The organism is Actinomadura chokoriensis (genome assembly GCF_039529475.1).
GTDB classification, from domain to species: domain Bacteria; phylum Actinomycetota; class Actinomycetes; order Streptosporangiales; family Streptosporangiaceae; genus Spirillospora; species Spirillospora bangladeshensis.
Window position 1 is genome coordinate 113,328 of sequence record NZ_BAAAMW010000021.1, and the last position, 15,666, is coordinate 128,993.

Sequence of the window (15,666 nt, forward strand, 5' to 3'; positions counted from 1 at the left end):
CCCGGCCGCGCCCGCGCCGGGCGCTGATTGGTCACATCAGTCGGACGGGTTGGGGCCGTGAACGGGTTCGGGATCCTCGTCTGCGGGTGCGAGCGGTTCTTCCGGCTTCCGACGGTGTCGACCATGAGCGGCTCGCGACCGGATGCGGGGGTTCGCCCAGGTCGTGTGGCCCCCTTGATTGTGGACAGTTGTCCAGACTAGATTCCACCTCGTGCACAGCGCCGATCTTCCCGAACTGGGCTTCTACGGGCTCGCCGGGCACTCGGGCAGCCCCCGCGACCTGATCGGCGAGGTCGCCGAGGGGGAGCGGCTGGGCCTCGGCTCGGTGTTCCTCTCCGAGCGCTTCACCACCAAGGAGGCCGCCGCACTGTCCGGCGCCGCCGCGGCGGTCGGCGAGCGGATCGGCATCGCCACCGCCGCCACCAACCACAACACCCGGCACCCGCTGCTGACCGCGACGTTCGCGACGACCGTGCACCGGTTGTCCGGCGGCCGGTTCGCGCTCGGCCTCGGCCGCGGGTTCGACATGCTCTTCGACGTCATGGGCCTGCCCCGCGTCACCACGGCGCAGCTCGACGACGTCATCGGGATCCTGCGGCGCCTGTGGCGCGGCGAGGCGGTCGCCGGGCACGACGGTCCGGCCGGGAACTTCCCCTACCTCAGCCAGGACCCGTCCTTCGACGAGGACATCCCGGTCATCCTCACCGCGATGGGGGAGCGGACGCTGGAGTTCGCCGGGCGGGTCGCCGACGGCGTCGTCCTGCACACCTTCTTCACCGACGAGACCCTCGCCGCGGCCGTCGCCGCGGTCCGGCGCGGGGCCGACCGGGCCGGGCGCGACCCCGCGTCCGTCCGCGTCTGGTCGGTGCTCGCCACGGTCGGCGACCACCTGGACGAGGAGGCGCGGCTCCGCAAGCTCGTCGGCCGCCTCGCCACCTACCTGCAGGGCTACGGCGACCTGCTGGTGGGGGTCAACGGCTGGGACCCGGCGGTGCTGGCCCGGTTCCGCGCCGACGACCTCGTCTCGGGCTATCCGGGCGCGTTCGACGTCGTCGGCACCGCCGACGATCTGCGGCATGTGGCCGGGCTGATCCCGGACGAGTGGCTCGCGGCATCGGCGACCGGTTCCCCCGAACGCTGCGCGGCCCGCGTCCTCGACCAGTTCGGCGCGGGCGCCGACGGCGTCATCCTGCACGGCGCGACGCCCGCCGAACTCGCCCCCGTGCTGGCCGCCTACCGCCGCGTCCGCCCGGACGGCTTCGACGGCCTGCCCCGCAACCCCGGCCGGGCCCCGCGGTGATCACCGCGCCGTGGCTCGGCGGAGTCCTGCACGGCCGCGTCGACGACGTCGCGATGGAGCCCATCGGGACCGGCCAGATCGGCGCCGTCTACCGGCTCAGCCTGACGGGCAGCGGCGTCCCGCCGCGCCTCGTCGCGAAGCTGCCCGCCGCCGACCCCGCCGTCCGCGCCATGCTCGGCGGCACCTACCGCACCGAGGTGCTCTTCTACCGCGACATCGCCGGGACGGTCCGCATCCGGACCCCGCACTGCCACCACGCCGAGATCGACCCCGAGACCTCCGAGTTCGTCCTGCTGCTGGAGGACCTCGCCCCGGCGGTGCAGGGCGACCAGATCGCCGGATGCCCGGTCCGGCGGGCGCGCGACTGCGTCGCCGGCCTCGCCGGGCTGCACGGCCCCCGCTGGTGCGACCCGTCCCTCCTGGACGTCGGCGGGCTGACCCGCCCGGACGCCACCGACGCCGCGACCCTCGCCGAGGTCTACGGCCCCGCCGTCGAGGTCTTCATCGACCGCTTCCCCGACCGGCTCGGCGCCGAGGACAAGGACACCCTGCGAAGCACCGCCGGCGCCGTGGGGCCGTGGCTGACCGGCCGCGCCGAGCGCTTCGGGCTCGTCCACGGCGACTACCGCCTCGACAACCTGCTGTTCCCGCCCGAGGGCGCCCCCGTCGCGGTCGACTGGCAGACCCTCACCATCGGGCTCCCCGCCCGCGACCTGTCCTACTTCCTGGCCACGAGCCTCAGCGCCGCCGACCGCCGCGCCCACGAGCGCGACCTCGTCGCCCACTACCACGAGGCCCTCGTCTCCCACGGCGTCCGCGACTACCCGCTCGAACTCTGCTGGGACGACTACCGCTTCGCGCTGTTGCAGGCCCCGCTCATCATCGTCCTCGGCTGCGCCTACGGGACGCCCACCGAGCGCGGCGACGCCATGTTCCTCGCGATGGCCGCCCGCGCCTGCGCCGCGCTCAGGGACCACCCGGCGGCATGAACGAGGGCCGTCCGGCGGCGTAGGGTCGACCGGTGACGCCCACACTTCGGACCGACCGCCTGATCATGCGCCGCTGGACCGGGGCCGACCGCGAGCCGTTCGCCGCGCTGAACGCCGACCCGCAGGTCATGGAGCACTTCCCGGCGCCCCTCCCCCGCGCTGAGAGCGATGCGCTGGTCGACCGGATCGAGAGGCGCTTCGAGGAGAGCGGGTTCGGCTTATGGGCCCTCGAAGTCGCCGGCACCGGCGAGTTCGTCGGCTTCACCGGGCTGTCGGTGCCGCGCTTCGACGTCCATTTCACCCCGGCGGCGGAGATCGGCTGGCGTCTCGCCCGGTCCGCGTGGGGCCGCGGCTACGCCACCGAAGCCGCCCGGCGCGCACTCGGCCACGCGTTCGACGAGGCCCGTCTCGATGAAGTGGTCTCCTTCACCAGCGCTCCCAACGTGCGGTCGCAGGCCGTCATGAAGCGCATCGGCATGGCCTACGACCCGTCCGGCGACTTCGAGCACCCTCTCGTCCCCGAGGGCCACCGCCTGCGGCGCCACGTCCTGTACCGCCTCACCGCTGCGGCCTGGAAGGACGTTCGTCCCTGGTGACAGGGGCTCGCCGTCGCCGAGAGTAGAGGCAAGACGGAAAAGGGGGACGGATGGTGAACGTGAGAAACCCGCAGGCTCCCGACGTGGTCTTCGACGTCAGGGGCGACGTTCCGGACCGGTTCGCCGAGACGGCCAGGGTCAAGGTCGCGGCGGCGTTCCGGCAGGCGCCCGAGCCGGTGCTGTTCGCCCGCGTCAAGCTGGCCACCGCGCCCGACCCGGCGGTCGAGCGCCCGGCGATGGCGCAGGCCACCGTGGACGTGAACGGGCGCCTCGTCCGGGTGCACGCGGCCGCCGCGACGATGCAGGAGGCCATCGACCTGCTGCCGGACCTGCTGCGCGCCCGGTTCGAGCGGATCGGCGGCCGGCGCGAGGCGTCCCGCGCCCCGAAGGCCGGGCGGCACGCGCACCGGCCCGCCCGCCGCGACCTGCCGCCGGGCGAGCGGGAGATCGTGCGCCGCAAGACGTTCGCGCCGGACACCCAGACGCCGGACGAGGCCGCGTTCGACATGGACGTCATGGACTACGACTTCTGGCTGTTCACCGACGCCGGGACCGGCCAGGACGCCGTCCTCTACCGGGCGGACGGCGGCTACCGGATCGCGCTGGCCGACCCGGAGGCCCGCCGCGACGGACCGGTGGCGGTCCCGCTGACCGTCAGCCCGCACCCGGCGCCGCGCATCGGCGAGCAGGAGGCGGTCGAGCGGCTGGAGGCGCTCGGCCTGCCGTTCCTGTTCTTCGCGGACGCCGATACCGGACGCGGGAAGATCCTCTACCACCGCTACGACGGCCACTACGGCCTCCTGGAATCCACCCCGTAGCCCGCGCGAAGCCGCACGAAGGGCGCCGCCCCGGTGAGGCCGGGGCGGCGTTCCCGCCGCTGCGGAATCGGTGTCAGAAGATCTCGCGGTGGGCCAGGGCCGACCAGCTCTCGTCCCACATGGCCTCGCGGCGGCGGTCGGCGCGGCGGCGGGTGAGCAGGTACAGGGCGAGCAGGGGGAGGCCGATGGCCGCCGCGGTCACGACGCCCGTCGCGGCCGTGGTCGCGATGGTGTCGGTCCGGGTGCGGGGAGCGCGGGCCAGGGCGCCGGACCCGTCCACCCAGATCTCGCGGCGCATGCCCGGCTTCACGGACGGGTCCGCCGGGACGATCGCGGTGCGCGGGCGGCCGTCGGGGGACGTCCACGACAGCTCCGCGTAGGCGTGCCGCAGCCCCGGGCCGTCCTGCCGGTTCAGCCCGGTGACGCGGGCGTCGATCCGGTGGTTCGCGGCCTGCGCCAGCTCGGCCTCTACGCCGTGCCGGTACGCCTGGGCGGCCAGCGCGGCGGACGCCGGCGGCGCGAGCCCCGCGAACAGGACGACGGCGCCGACCCCGACCGCCCACTGGCGGCGGTCGACGGCGCGGCGCAGGTCGTTGCGGTCGAAACCGAACCGGCGGCGGACGCGTCCGAGCGTTCCCATCTCTCCTCCTCTCCCGCGACGGTAATCGCCGGTCGAAATCCCCGGCAGGCCCGGAGGTCCCGGGCCGTGGGACCTTCGTCCCCTTCTGTACGGGTACCGCGGCGCGCAGACTGGACGGAGGGAGGCACCCATGAACGGCGAAGAGGAGACACGGTGGCCGCACGTCCTGTTCGGTTATGACGGGACGGCGGAGAACGACGCGGCCCTGCGCTGGGCGGTCGAGGAGGCCAGGCTCCGCCGGATCGGGCTCGTGATGTGCCACTGCTGGCACTGGCCCTACCCCGCCGGCCACACCGACCCCGGCATCGAGACGATCATGAAGCGGGCGGGCGCGAACCTGCTCGACCACGGCGTCCGGCTGGCCTACGAGCTGGGCGTGCCCGGCGCGGTCCGCAAGCGGCTGCGGCGCGGGCCCGCCGCCGAGGCGCTGCTGCGCGGCGCCGCCGGGGCCGAGCTGATCGTGGTCGGCGCGCCCGGGCCGGACGAGCCGGGGGCGACGGCGCTGGAGCTGCCGGCGCGCTCCCCGTGCCCGGTGGTCGCGGTCCGCGGCGGCACCGTGCCGCACCGGGTCGTCGTGGGCGTCGACGGGTCGCCCGGATGCGGGACGGCCCTCGGCTTCGCCGCGGAGGAGGCGGCGCTGCGCGGCTGGGACCTGCGGGTCGTGCACGGCTACTGGGAGCCGGGCGCGGTCGCCGAGTCCGAGCTCGCGCTGTTCCACGACCGGGCGCTGCTGGAGCGGACCCGCGCGGCCGAACTGGAGGCGGCCGTCGAGCCGTGGCGCCGCCGCCACCCCGGCCTCCGCATCGAGATGTCGCCGCTGCTGGAGCGGCCGTTCGACGCCCTGCAGGAGGCCGCGGAGGACGCGGGCCTCGTCGTCCTCGGGGAGCGGGGCACCGGCGTCGACCCGCTCGGCGCGACCGCCGCCGCGGTGCTGCGCCGCGCCCGGCGCACCGTCGCGATCGTGCCGGGACGAAGGTCCCGGGACGCGCGGACCGTCGCCTCTGATCACCGCGTCCCCGCCCGGCAAGGCTAGGAACCGACGGAGGGAGCGACGATGAGCGATCGACGCGGAGTGGTGGTCGGCTACGACGGGTCCCAGCAGAGCGGGACGGCCGTCCGCTGGGCGGCCGAGGAGGCGCGGCTGCGCGGCGTGCCGCTGACCGTGGTGCACGCGTGGGAGGCGTTCACGGCGGTCGGGCCGATGGCGATCCCCGTCGCCGACCTGCGGGCGGCGGCGCAGGAGGTCGTCGCCGAGGGCGCGAAGCTCGCCCGCGAGGAGGCCGGCGAGGTCCACGCGGTCCTCGGCCGCGGCGGGTCGACGACCGCGCTGCTGGAGGCGTCCCGCGGCGCCGACCTGGTCGTGGTGGGCTCGCGCGGGCGCGGCGGGTTCACCGGCCTGGTGCTCGGCTCGACGGGACTGGAGCTCGCCGGGCACGGCCCGTGCCCGGTCGTGGTCGTCCGGGAGCCGCGGGCCGGCGGGCCGGTCGTCGTCGGCGTGGACGGCTCCGCCGCCTCGCTGGAGGCGCTCGGCCTGGCGTTCGCCGAGGCCGCGCTGCGCGGCGCCGACCTGGCCGCGGTGGTCGCCTGGCCCGCCGACGCCGACACCGGAGGCGCCCCGCTGGTGGACGCCGACGCGCTGCGCGAGGTCGCGCGGGAGCGGCTGGCCCGGCTCGTCGAGCCCTGGCGGGAGCGGTACCCGGGCGTCCCCGTCCGGACCGAGGTGTTCATCGGCCCGCCCCGCGAGGTGCTGCTCGGCGCGGCCAAGAACGCCCGGCTCCTCGTCGTCGGGTCGCGCGGGCTCGGCGGGTTCCGCGGCCTGCTGCTCGGCTCGGTCAGCCACGCGCTGCTGCAGCACGCCGCCTGCCCGGTCGCCGTCGCGCACGCACCCCGCGACTGACCGGCCCGCCGGGCCGCCGCTACTCGGCGACCAGCGCCTCGGTGGCGTGCAGGGCGGGGCCGGTCGGCAGGTCCGGGTCGAGGATCAGCTGCAGCAGCAGGCCGTCCAGCACCGCGGTGAACAGCATCGCGGTGCCCTCGCGGCGCTCGGCCGGCCAGTCCGGGCGCAGCTGGCCGAGCCGCGCCGCGGTCCGGGCCCGGACGGCGCGCGACCAGTCCCGCCGCTCGGCGCCCATCCGCGGGTCGCGCAGCGCCCTGACCAGCAGCTCGGCCGCGAGCCGCAGATTGCGCTCGCCCGCGACCATGCGCGGTACCTGGTCGTGCAGGGCGCGCAGTGCCGACGGGGTGTCGGGCGCGGCGAGCATCGCGTCCACCACCGGGTCGACGACCATCTCGCCGGCCCGCTGCGCGACCGCGACGTGCAGGCCCGGCAGCCCGTTGAAGTAGTGGTGGAGCAGCCCCGGACGGGTGCCGGCGCGGTCGGTGACGGCGCGCGCGGTGACCGCGGGCCAGCCGCCCTCGGCGAGCAGGTCGAGGCCGATCCGGACGAGCTGCTCCCTGCGCGCCCGCCCGCGGGGAGTCGACGCGCCGCTCCCACCGGCGGGGTCCTGGTGGGTCATGCCGCCAAGCTATCCCAGCCGTTGCACCGTGCAAAGATCGTCGCGGCCGCGGTGCGACTGGCCGCCGCCGGAGCGGGTAGAGGCCCCCGCATGACCGATGCCGTGCTCTTCGACGTCGACGGGACGCTGGTCGACACCAACTACCTGCACGCCACCACGTGGTGGCAGGCGTTCCGGCAGTACGGCCACACGGTCCCGATGGGCCGCATCCACCGGGCGATCGGCATGGGCTCGGACAAGCTGCTCGACCACCTGCTGCCGGACGGTCGCGACCGCGGCGACGACGACGCGATCCGGTCGGCCCACACGGCCCTGTACGCGCAGTTCTGGTCGCGGCTCGCCCCCTTCGACGGCGCCGCCGACCTGCTGCGGGCCTGCGCCGGGCGGGGGCGGCGGGTCGTCCTCGCCAGCTCAGCCGCCGTCCCGGAGCTGAAGGCGCTGCGCGCGGCGCTGGACGCCGACGACGCGATCGACGAGGCCACGTCCGCGTCGGAGGTGGGGCAGAGCAAACCGGCCCCGGACCTGGTGGAACTGGCGCTGGAGCGGGCCGGGGTGCCGGCGGAGCGCGCCGTGTTCGTCGGCGACACCCGCTGGGACGTCGAGGCCGCCGAACGCGCGGGGATGCGCTGCGTGTGCGTCCTCACCGGCGGCTGGAGCCGGGAGGAGCTGCAGAAGGCGGGCGCGGCGGCCGTCTACGACGACCCCCGCGCCCTCCTCGCCGACCTCGACGCGAGCCCCCTGGCCTGAGCCTCGGGAGCCGGGCTCAGGACTCCGCGCGCTCGCGCTCGGCGCGCAGCTGCAGCGCCACGTCGATGATCATGTCCTCCTGGCCGCCGACGTAGCCGGCCTCGCCGACCTTCTGCAGGATCTCGTGCGCCGGGACGCCGTAGCGCTCGGCGGCCCGCTCGGCGTGCAGCAGGAAGCTGGAGTACACGCCCGCGTAGCCCTGCGTGATCGCGCCCCGGTCGGCGAACGGCAGCCGGTGCAGGAACGGCTTCACGACGTCGTCCGCCGCCGCCATCGCGCCCTGCACGTCCACGCCGGTCGGGACGCCGAGCCGCTCGAACGTCGCCACCAGCACCTCGGTGGGGGAGTTGCCCGCCCCGGCGCCGAGCGCGCACAGCGCCCCGTCGATCTGCCGGGCGCCGTTCTGCTGCGCCAGCACCGAGTTCGCGACGCCCAGCGACAGGTTCTGGTGCCCGTGGAACCCGACCTGCGCCTCGTGCCCGATCTCCTTGACCAGCGCGCTGATCCGCTCCTGCGCCTCGCCGAGGACGAGCGCGCCCGCCGAGTCGACGACGTACACGCACTGCGCGCCGCCGTCCACCATGATCCGGGCCTGCTTCGCCAGCTCCTCCGGCCCGACCCGGTGCGACAGCATGAGGAACCCGACGGTCTCCATGCCGAGGTCGCGCGCGGCGGCGAAGTGCTGCAGCGACACGTCCGCCTCGGTGCAGTGCGTCGCGACCCGGGCGACGGACGCGCCCGCGTCGTGCGCCATCTTCAGGTCGTTGACGGTGCCGAGGCCCGGCAGCAGCAGGACGGCGATCTTGGCGCGGGTCGCCTCGTCCACGGCGGCGGCGACGAGCTTGACGTCGTCCTCCAGCGAGAAGCCGTAGTTGAAGGACGAGCCGCCGAGGCCGTCGCCGTGCGTGACCTCGATGACCTCGACGCCCGCCGAGTCCAGCGCGTGCACGACGCCGCGGACCTGCTCCTCGGTGAAGCGGTGCGCCATCGCGTGGCTGCCGTCCCGCAGCGTCGAGTCGGTGATCCTGATCTTGTCCGCGGTCACGATGCCACCTTCCTGCGCGCGATCTGCTCGCCCACCCGGGCGGCGGCCGCGGTCATGATGTCGAGGTTGCCGGCCCAGGGCGGCAGGTAGTCGCCGTTCCCGCGGACCTCAAGGAACACCGCGACCCGGGCCATCCCGTTCCAGATGTCGCGGGGCTCGTCGAACTGCGGCTCGGCGCGCAGCGTGTAGCCGGGCACGTAGACGGCGACCTCGGCCACCATCTTCTCGATCGACTCCTGGATCGCCTTGGTGTCGGCGTCCGACGGGATCGCGCAGAACACCGTGTCCCGCATGATCATCGGCGGGTCGACCGGGTTCAGGATGATGATCGCCTTGCCCCGGGTGGCGCCGCCGACCGTCTCGATCGCGCGGGCCGTGGTCTGGGTGAACTCGTCGATGTTCGCGCGCGTGCCGGGACCGGCCGAGCGGGACGCGATCGACGCGACGATCTCCGCGTACGGGACCGGGACGACCGACGACACCGCGTGCACGATCGGGATCGTCGCCTGCCCGCCGCAGGTGATCATGTTGAGGTTCGGGGCGTCCGACAGCGTGTCCAGGTTCACCGGCGGGCACACGAGCGGGCCCGCCGCGGCCGGCGTCAGGTCGATCGCCGTGATCCCCGCCTCCTCGTAGCGGGGGGCGTTCGCCAGGTGCGCCTTCGCCGAGGTCGCCTCGAACACGATGTCGGGCAGCTCCGGCTGCTTCAGCAGCCAGTCCACGCCCTCCGCCGAGGCGGGGACGCCCAGCTTGCGGGCGCGCTCCAGCCCGTCCGACTCCGGCACCACGCCGATCATCGAGTGGACGTCGATCAGCTCGCTGCGCATCAGCTTGACCAGCAGGTCGGTGCCGATGTTGCCCGGCCCGACGATGGCCGCGGTCAGCTTGCTCACTGTGCCGGCCTCCTGCGAGGGGGCGACCCCCCGCGCCCCCCGGTTCGCTTCGCTCATTTCTGCTCCTTTCCGAACCGGGCGGTCACAGAACCGATCCCGGCGAACGTCGCCGTCAGGGTCTCGCCGGGGGCGACCGGCACGGCCGCGGTGATCGAGCCGGGCAGCACCACGTGCCCCGCCTCCAGCGTCACGCCGCGCTCCCCGAGCACGTTGGCCAGCCAGACCAGCGCGTTGATCGGCGAGCCCAGCACCGCGCCGCCCGCGCCGGTGTCGATCAGGTCGCCGTCGCGGCGCAGCAGGCAGCCCATCAGCGACAGGTCCAGGTCGTCCAGCCGGACGGGGCGGGTGCCGAGCACGACGCCGCCGCTGGAGGCGTTGTCGGCGATCGTGTCCGGCAGGGTGATCTTCCAGTCCGCGATGCGGGAGTCGATGACCTCCAGCGCCGGCAGCACGTAGTCGACGGCGGCGACGGCGTCCGCCGCCGTCGCGCCGGGCCCGGCGAGCGGGCGGCCCAGCACGAACGCGATCTCCGGCTCGATGCGGGGCTGCAGGAACCGGCCCGTGTCGATCGGGGCGCTCTCCGGCAGGAACATCGTGTCCAGCAGGACGCCGAAGTCCGGCTGGTCCACGCCCATCTGGCGCTGCATCGCCGCCGACGTCAGCCCGACCTTGTGGCCCTTGATCCGCGCGCCGGCGGCCGTCCACGCCTGCACCTGGGCCAGCTGCACCGCGTAGGCGTCGGCCACCGACATGTCCGGGTGGTCCTTGGTCAGCGGCGAGATGGGAGTGCGGGCGGCGTACGCGTCGAGCAGCGCCGCCGCCGCCTTCTCCACGGAACCCGGATCCATTGGGGCCGTCCTTTCGTTTCGTCTGCCGTGCCCGAGCCTCCCCCGCCCGGACCGCGGCGGGCAACGCGCGCGTCCCGCGTGGTGGGACACGTCTTCTACAGTGGGGCCGTGCCGCCCGAAGACAGCTACCTGCGCCGCGCCGTCGCGGTGCTCACCGCCTTCCGAGCCGACGACGACGGCCTCGGCGCCGCCGAGCTCGCCCGCCGCAGCGGCCTGCCCAAGTCGACCGCCCACCGCATCGCCCTCGACCTCGCCGAGGCGGGCCTGCTGGAGCGGGACGGGGCGCGGGTGCGGCTCGGGCTGCGGCTGTTCGAGATCGGGCAGCGGGTGCCGCGCCAGCGGGTGCTGCGGGACGCCGCCGTCCCCTACATGTCGGACCTGCGGGAGGCGACCCGGCAGACCGTCCACCTCGCGGTGCTGGAGGGCACCGAGGTCGTCTACGTGGAGATCCTCGGCTCGCCGGGCGGCCCGCGGATGCCGTCGCGGATCGGCGGGCGGCTGCCCGCGCACGTGACCGGGGTGGGCAAGGCGATCCTTGCGTTCTCGCCGCCGGAGGCCGTGCAGGCCGTGCTGGACGCGGGGCTGGTCAAGCGGAGCGAGCGCACCGTCGTCGCGCCGGGGCTGCTCGCGAAGGAGCTGGAGAAGATCCGCGGCGAGGGCGTCGCCTACGACCGGGAGGAGTCCGGCGCCGGCATCGTCTGCGCCGCCAGCCCCGTCCTGGGCGCCGACGGCCTGGCGATAGGCGCCCTGTCCGTCTCGGGCTGGTCCACGAAACTGCACCTGACGGCGGTCGCCCCGGCCGTCCACACCGCCGCCCTGACCCTCTCCCGCACCCTCTCCCGTTGACGGGGTCAGGGGGTGGGGAGGTGGCGGGCCAGGAGTTCGGCCAGGTGCTCGCTGTCCCGGTTCGCCAGGTCGGTCAGCTGGGTGCGGCAGCTGAAGCCGTCGGCGAGGACGACCTCGTCCTCGCGGGTGTTGCGGACGGCCGGCAGCAGCCGGGTCTCGGCGACCGCCACGGACACGTCGTGGTGGCCCTTCTCGACGCCGAAGTTGCCGGCGAGGCCGCAGCAGTCGCCGACCCGGGCGACCTCCGCGCCCGCCCGCTTCAGCAGGGCGGCGTCCTTCGTCCAGCCCATGACCGCGTGGTGGTGGCAGTGCGGCTGCGCGATGCCGGTGACGCCGGACAGGTCGGGCGGCGTCCAGTCCGCGGTCTCGCCGAGCAGTTCGGCGAGCGTGCGGGTCGCGGCGGCCACCTCGCGCGCGGCGGCGGCGTCCACCCCGCGCAGCAGCTCCTCGGCGTCCGAGCGCAGCACGCCCGTGCAGGACGGCTCCATGCCGACGACCTTCGCGCCGCGCCGGACGTGGGGGAGCAGCGCCCGGACGGTCCGCCGCGCCTGCGCGCGCGCCCCGTCCAGCTGGCCCGTCGAGATCCACGTGATGCCGCAGCACACCGGGTTCTCGGTGACGGTCACGCGGTAGCCGGCGTGCTCCAGCACCTTCACGGTCGCCTTGCCGACCTCGGGGGAGAACGCGTCGGTGAAGGTGTCCACGAACAGGACGACGTCGCCGTGCCGGCCCTCGGGGCTGCGGTGGGAGGCGAACCAGCGCCGGAACGTCACGGGCGCGAACGCGGGCAGCGACCGCCGCCGGTCGATCCCCGCGCCCCAGGCGAGGAGGGGTTTCAGGGCGCGTGACCGCATCACCGCGTTGACCGCCCCGATCGACGCGGGCGCCCTCGCCGCGAGGCGCGTCCAGCGGGGGAGCCGGCCCAGCGCGTAGTGGACGCGCGGCCGGATCCTGCGCCGGTACCGCCGGTGCAGCGCCTCCGCCTTGTAGGACGCCATGTCGATCCCGGTCGGGCAGTCGGACGCGCACCCCTTGCACGACAGGCACAGGTCGAGGGCGTCGTGCAGCGCGTCGGACTTCCAGCCGTCCGGGCCGAGCTTCCCGCTGACGACCTCCTGGAGGACGCGGGCCCGCCCCCGCGTGGAGTCCTTCTCCTCGCGGGTCGCGAGGTAGGACGGGCACATCACGCCGCCCGCCGCCGTGTTGTCGGCGCGGCACTTGCCCACGCCCGTGCAGCGGTGCACGGCCCGCGACAGGTCGCCGCGGTCGTCCCGGTAGGCGAGACCGAGCCCCCGGTTCAGCGGGACGAGCTGCACGGCGCGCACATCGGCGTCCACCGGCGCCGGACGGACGATCACCCCGGGGTTCAGCACGTCGTCGGGGTCGAAGGCGTCCTTCACGGCGGCGCACAGCGCCAGCGCCTCGGCCGAGTACATGTGCGGCAGCAGCTCGCTCCGGGCCCGCCCGTCGCCGTGCTCGCCCGACATCGTGCCGCCGTGCCGCGCCGCGAGCGCCGCCGCCTCGTTCAGGAAGTCGCGGAAGACCCGCGTGCCCTTCGCCCGGCCGAACGGGAAGTCGATCCGCACGTGGATGCACCCGTCGCCGAAGTGCCCGTACGGGACGCCGAACAGCCCGTACTCCGCCAGCAGCGCCTCGAACTCGCGCAGGTAGGCGCCCAGCCGCTCGGGCGGGACGGCCGCGTCCTCCCATCCCGCGTGGGCCTGCTCGCCGTCCGGCGTCCGCGCGACGAGCCCGGCGCCGTCCTCGCGGATCCGCCACAGCGCCTCGGCGAGCGCCGCGTCCTCCACGACCATCGAGTCGACGCAACCGGAGTCGCCGGCGACCTTCCGCGCGGTGCTCCGCAGCGCACCGGCCTCCGCGCCGGCCAGCTCCACCAGCAGCCACCCGGACCCCTTCGGCAGCGGCGGCACCGCGTCGGCGCCGCGCCGCTCCCGCATGACGGCGGTGATCCGCGAGTCGAGCCCCTCGCACGCCACCGGCCCGTGCGGCAGGATCGCCGGGACCGCGTCGGCGGCCTCCGCCATCGACCCGTACCCGAGCACGACCAGCAGCCGGCGCGCGGGCTCGCGCACCATCCGCACCCGCGCGGCCAGCGTCAGCGCGAGGGTCCCCTCGCTGCCGACCAGCGCCCGCGCGACGTCGAACCCCTTCTCCGGCAGGAGGTGCTCCAGCGAGTAGCCGGACACCTGCCGTCCGAACCGCCCGAACTCCGTCCGGATCAGCGCCAGGTTCTCGCCCACGAGCCCGCGGAGCCGGTCGAGGAGCGCGCTGCCGGCGGCCGCCCCGGGCACGTCGCCGAGCCGGAGCCGCTCCCCGGACCCGGTGACCACGTCGAGGCCCAGCACGTTGTCGCTCGTCCGCCCGTAGCCGAGCGCCCGCGACCCGCACGCGTTGTTGCCGATCATGCCGCCGAGCGTGGCCCGCGTCCGGGTGGACGGGTCGGGCCCGAACCGCAGCCCGTGCTCCGCCGCCGCCTGGTGCAGCCGCGCCTGCACGATGCCCGGCTCGACCAGCGCCGTCCCCGCCTCGGCGTCGATCTCCAGGACCCGGTTCAGGTGGCGGCTGACGTCCACCACGACGCCCGGCCCGACCGCGTTGCCCGCGATGGACGTCCCCGCGCCCCGCATCGTCAGCGGCACCCCGGCGTCCCGGCACACCCCGAGCACGACCGGAAGCTCCTCGACCTCCCGGGGCGTCACCACGACCGCAGGCGGCACCCGGTAGAGCGACGCGTCGGACGAGTACATGGCCCGCGCGAGCGCCGAGTCGTCCACCCCGCCGACCCCAGCCTCCCGCAGCGCTTCCGCAACCCCGCGATGATCGCCCACTGCCCCGCCCTCCGACCCGCCGTGACCTCGGATGAACTCCTGCCGACGACGGTAGTACCGGCGCCGCGCGGTCCGCTGCCCGGCGGGGGCCCTAGGGGGCCTTTCGGCGGGACGAAGGTCCCTTTTGACGGATCCCGGTGTCCGAAAGGGTGAGTAGTGGCGGGATGGCGATCATGGTTACCCCGCCGGAGGTTGGGGAAGGCCCAACGGCACTGCGCTGGGAGCGATGGAAAATGGTGCGGCAGGTGACTGAAGCTCGGCAGAGGACCGGACCCGGGCCGGCGGAGCCCGAGCGGCACGCCGGAGGCGGGCGGCCGTGGGTCATGCTGGTGATGGCCACCCTCGGATTCGCGGTGAACTTCTGGGCGTGGGCGCTGCTGAGCCCGCTCGCGCCGGGGCTCAAGGACGCGCTGAAGCTGACGTCGTTCGAGCAGTCGCTGCTCGTGGCGGTACCCGTCCTGGTGGGGTCGCTCGGGCGGATCCCCGTGGGCGCGCTGACCGACCGGTTCGGCGGGCGGGTGATGTTCCCCGCGGTGTCGCTGATCACGATCGTGCCCGTCCTCTACCTGGGGCTCGCGGGGCACTCGTCGCTGCCGGCCCTGCTGGCCGGCGGCTTCTTCCTGGGCATCGGCGGGACGGCGTTCGCCATCGGGGTCCCCTTCGTGAACGCCTGGTTCCCGCCGGAGCGGCGCGGCCTCGCGATCGGGATCTTCGGCGCGGGCATGGGCGGAACCGCCGTCAGCGCGCTGACCACGGTCAAGGAGGCCGACAGGTGGGGGACGGAGACCCCCTTCGTGGTGATGGCCGTCCTGCTCGCCGTGTACGCGGTCGCCGCGTGGTTCGTCCTGCGCGAGGCGCCCGGCCGCACCGCCCCGACCGAGCCCCTCGCGAAGCGGCTCGCCGCGACCGCCCGGCTGGGCGTCACCTGGCAGATGTCGGCGCTGTACGCGGTCGCGTTCGGCGGCTACGTCGCCTTCTCGGTGTACCTGCCCACCTACCTGAAGGCCGAGTACGGGCTCTCGCAGGCCGACGCCGCGAACCGGATGGCCGGGTTCGTGCTGCTGGCCGTGGTGATGCGGCCGGTCGGCGGCTGGCTGTCGGACCGGCTCGGCGCCGTCCGGGTGATGACCGTGTCGCTGGCGGTCACGGTCGCGGGAGCGGTCGCCCAGTCGTTCGCGCCGGCGCTGATGCCGGTCGGGACGATCGCGTTCCTGGCCATGGCGGCCGCGCTCGGCGCGGGCAGCGGCGCGACGTTCGCGCTCGTCGCCCGGCTGGCCCCCGCGAACAAGGTCGGCGCGGTCACCGGCGTGGTCGGCGCCGCGGGCGGCCTCGGCGGGTTCGTCCCGCCGCTGCTGATGGGCGCCCTGTGGGGCAGCCTCGGCGAGTACCGCATCGGCCTGCTGCTGCTCTCCCTCGTGGCGGCGGCGGCCGCGGTGTTCACCGCGACGACCGTCCGGCGCGCCGTGGCGACGCGCCAGGACACCTGAAATCGCATCATCCCGCCGAAGATCGGCGGGATGATGCGCTATGGGAGCGATTTCTCCCTAGATGATGTGGAAGAAGGGGATCCGAGTTGAGT

General features: G+C 75.0%; 15 protein-coding genes. 9 read left to right on the top strand and 6 right to left on the bottom strand.

Annotated elements, in window-relative coordinates:
* The first annotated feature begins 211 nt into the window (after positions 1 to 211).
* From ABFX46_RS33330 to ABFX46_RS33345, 4 genes are read left to right on the top strand one after another with little or no spacing between them, the layout of a single operon-like run.
* Complete coding sequence (locus ABFX46_RS33330) at positions 212 to 1,300, top strand: TIGR03857 family LLM class F420-dependent oxidoreductase (RefSeq protein WP_346047901.1); 1,089 nt, start codon at positions 212 to 214, stop codon at positions 1,298 to 1,300.
* On the top strand, positions 1,297 to 2,289 hold the full coding sequence (locus ABFX46_RS33335; protein ID WP_346047902.1) for a phosphotransferase: 993 nt from the start codon (positions 1,297 to 1,299) through the stop codon (positions 2,287 to 2,289). The genes ABFX46_RS33330 and ABFX46_RS33335 overlap by 4 nt, the downstream gene beginning before the upstream one ends.
* Positions 2,290 to 2,321: 32 nt before the next feature.
* Positions 2,322 to 2,885: a GNAT family N-acetyltransferase gene (locus tag ABFX46_RS33340; protein ID WP_346047904.1), complete on the top strand. Its 564-nt coding sequence runs from the start codon at positions 2,322 to 2,324 to the stop codon at positions 2,883 to 2,885.
* 50 nt (positions 2,886 to 2,935) lie between these two features.
* Positions 2,936 to 3,703 (top strand): sigma 54 modulation/S30EA ribosomal C-terminal domain-containing protein, encoded by a 768-nt coding sequence (locus ABFX46_RS33345; protein WP_346047905.1) that lies wholly within the window; start codon positions 2,936 to 2,938, stop codon positions 3,701 to 3,703.
* 73 nt (positions 3,704 to 3,776) lie between these two features.
* On the opposite strand, the gene ABFX46_RS33350 is transcribed toward ABFX46_RS33345, so the two are convergent.
* Positions 3,777 to 4,343 carry an Rv1733c family protein gene (locus ABFX46_RS33350; RefSeq protein WP_346047906.1) on the bottom strand — a complete coding sequence of 189 codons (567 nt, stop codon included), beginning with the start codon at positions 4,341 to 4,343 and terminating at the stop codon, positions 3,777 to 3,779.
* 130 nt (positions 4,344 to 4,473) lie between these two features.
* Here ABFX46_RS33350 and ABFX46_RS33355 point away from each other — a divergent pair, with 130 nt between their 5' ends.
* Both ABFX46_RS33355 and ABFX46_RS33360 read left to right on the top strand, forming a co-directional pair.
* The gene (locus tag ABFX46_RS33355; protein WP_346047907.1) at positions 4,474 to 5,376 is read left to right on the top strand and encodes a universal stress protein; all 903 of its coding nucleotides are present in this window, start codon (positions 4,474 to 4,476) and stop codon (positions 5,374 to 5,376) included.
* 21 nt (positions 5,377 to 5,397) lie between these two features.
* Complete coding sequence (locus ABFX46_RS33360; protein ID WP_346047908.1) at positions 5,398 to 6,240, top strand: universal stress protein; 843 nt, start codon at positions 5,398 to 5,400, stop codon at positions 6,238 to 6,240.
* A 19-nt stretch (positions 6,241 to 6,259) separates the two neighbouring features.
* On the opposite strand, the gene ABFX46_RS33365 is transcribed toward ABFX46_RS33360, so the two are convergent.
* A complete protein-coding gene (locus ABFX46_RS33365) occupies positions 6,260 to 6,859 on the bottom strand; it encodes a TetR/AcrR family transcriptional regulator (RefSeq protein ID WP_346047910.1) in 600 nt (199 codons plus the stop codon).
* Positions 6,860 to 6,949: 90 nt separating this feature from the next.
* Between ABFX46_RS33365 and ABFX46_RS33370 the strand changes: the two genes are divergently transcribed.
* Positions 6,950 to 7,606, top strand: coding sequence for an HAD family hydrolase (locus tag ABFX46_RS33370; protein WP_346047911.1), 657 nt, complete (start codon positions 6,950 to 6,952; stop codon positions 7,604 to 7,606).
* 16 nt (positions 7,607 to 7,622) lie between these two features.
* Here the strand turns inward: ABFX46_RS33370 and dmpG are convergent, their stop codons facing one another.
* From dmpG to ABFX46_RS33385, 3 genes are read right to left on the bottom strand one after another with little or no spacing between them, the layout of a single operon-like run.
* Complete coding sequence (gene dmpG / locus ABFX46_RS33375; protein WP_346047912.1) at positions 7,623 to 8,651, bottom strand: 4-hydroxy-2-oxovalerate aldolase; 1,029 nt, start codon at positions 8,649 to 8,651, stop codon at positions 7,623 to 7,625.
* On the bottom strand, positions 8,648 to 9,601 hold the full coding sequence (locus tag ABFX46_RS33380) for an acetaldehyde dehydrogenase (acetylating) (RefSeq protein WP_163064706.1): 954 nt from the start codon (positions 9,599 to 9,601) through the stop codon (positions 8,648 to 8,650). Before ABFX46_RS33380 ends, dmpG begins: the two co-directional genes overlap by 4 nt.
* Positions 9,598 to 10,392, bottom strand: a complete 795-nt coding sequence (locus ABFX46_RS33385; RefSeq protein WP_131942263.1) for a 2-keto-4-pentenoate hydratase — start codon at positions 10,390 to 10,392, stop codon at positions 9,598 to 9,600. The genes ABFX46_RS33380 and ABFX46_RS33385 overlap by 4 nt, the downstream gene beginning before the upstream one ends.
* Before the next feature lie 108 nt (positions 10,393 to 10,500).
* On the opposite strand from ABFX46_RS33385, the gene ABFX46_RS33390 reads away from it, so the two are divergent.
* The gene (locus ABFX46_RS33390; protein ID WP_346047913.1) at positions 10,501 to 11,238 is read left to right on the top strand and encodes an IclR family transcriptional regulator; all 738 of its coding nucleotides are present in this window, start codon (positions 10,501 to 10,503) and stop codon (positions 11,236 to 11,238) included.
* A gap of 5 nt (positions 11,239 to 11,243) precedes the next feature.
* Here the strand turns inward: ABFX46_RS33390 and ABFX46_RS33395 are convergent, their stop codons facing one another.
* Entirely contained in the window at positions 11,244 to 14,006 is a 2,763-nt protein-coding gene (locus tag ABFX46_RS33395) for an FAD-binding and (Fe-S)-binding domain-containing protein (RefSeq protein ID WP_428831338.1), read from the bottom strand.
* A gap of 326 nt (positions 14,007 to 14,332) precedes the next feature.
* On the opposite strand from ABFX46_RS33395, the gene ABFX46_RS33400 reads away from it, so the two are divergent.
* Complete coding sequence (locus tag ABFX46_RS33400) at positions 14,333 to 15,574, top strand: nitrate/nitrite transporter (RefSeq protein WP_346047915.1); 1,242 nt, start codon at positions 14,333 to 14,335, stop codon at positions 15,572 to 15,574.
* The last annotated feature ends 92 nt before the right edge of the window (positions 15,575 to 15,666 follow it).

Excerpts from the sequence above, each read along its gene's own strand:
- ABFX46_RS33380 (WP_163064706.1), bottom strand. The coding sequence starts at position 9,601 with ATGAGCGAAGCGAACCGGGGGGCGCGGGGGGTCGCCCCCTCGCAGGAG.
- ABFX46_RS33395 (WP_428831338.1), bottom strand. The coding sequence starts at position 14,006 with ATGTACTCGTCCGACGCGTCGCTCTACCGGGTGCCGCCTGCGGTCGTG.
- ABFX46_RS33345 (WP_346047905.1), top strand. The coding sequence starts at position 2,936 with ATGGTGAACGTGAGAAACCCGCAGGCTCCCGACGTGGTCTTCGACGTC.
- ABFX46_RS33365 (WP_346047910.1), bottom strand. The coding sequence starts at position 6,859 with ATGACCCACCAGGACCCCGCCGGTGGGAGCGGCGCGTCGACTCCCCGC.
- ABFX46_RS33360 (WP_346047908.1), top strand. The coding sequence starts at position 5,398 with ATGAGCGATCGACGCGGAGTGGTGGTCGGCTACGACGGGTCCCAGCAG.
- ABFX46_RS33385 (WP_131942263.1), bottom strand. The coding sequence starts at position 10,392 with ATGGATCCGGGTTCCGTGGAGAAGGCGGCGGCGGCGCTGCTCGACGCG.
- ABFX46_RS33370 (WP_346047911.1), top strand. The coding sequence starts at position 6,950 with ATGACCGATGCCGTGCTCTTCGACGTCGACGGGACGCTGGTCGACACC.
- ABFX46_RS33355 (WP_346047907.1), top strand. The coding sequence starts at position 4,474 with ATGAACGGCGAAGAGGAGACACGGTGGCCGCACGTCCTGTTCGGTTAT.
- ABFX46_RS33350 (WP_346047906.1), bottom strand. The coding sequence starts at position 4,343 with ATGGGAACGCTCGGACGCGTCCGCCGCCGGTTCGGTTTCGACCGCAAC.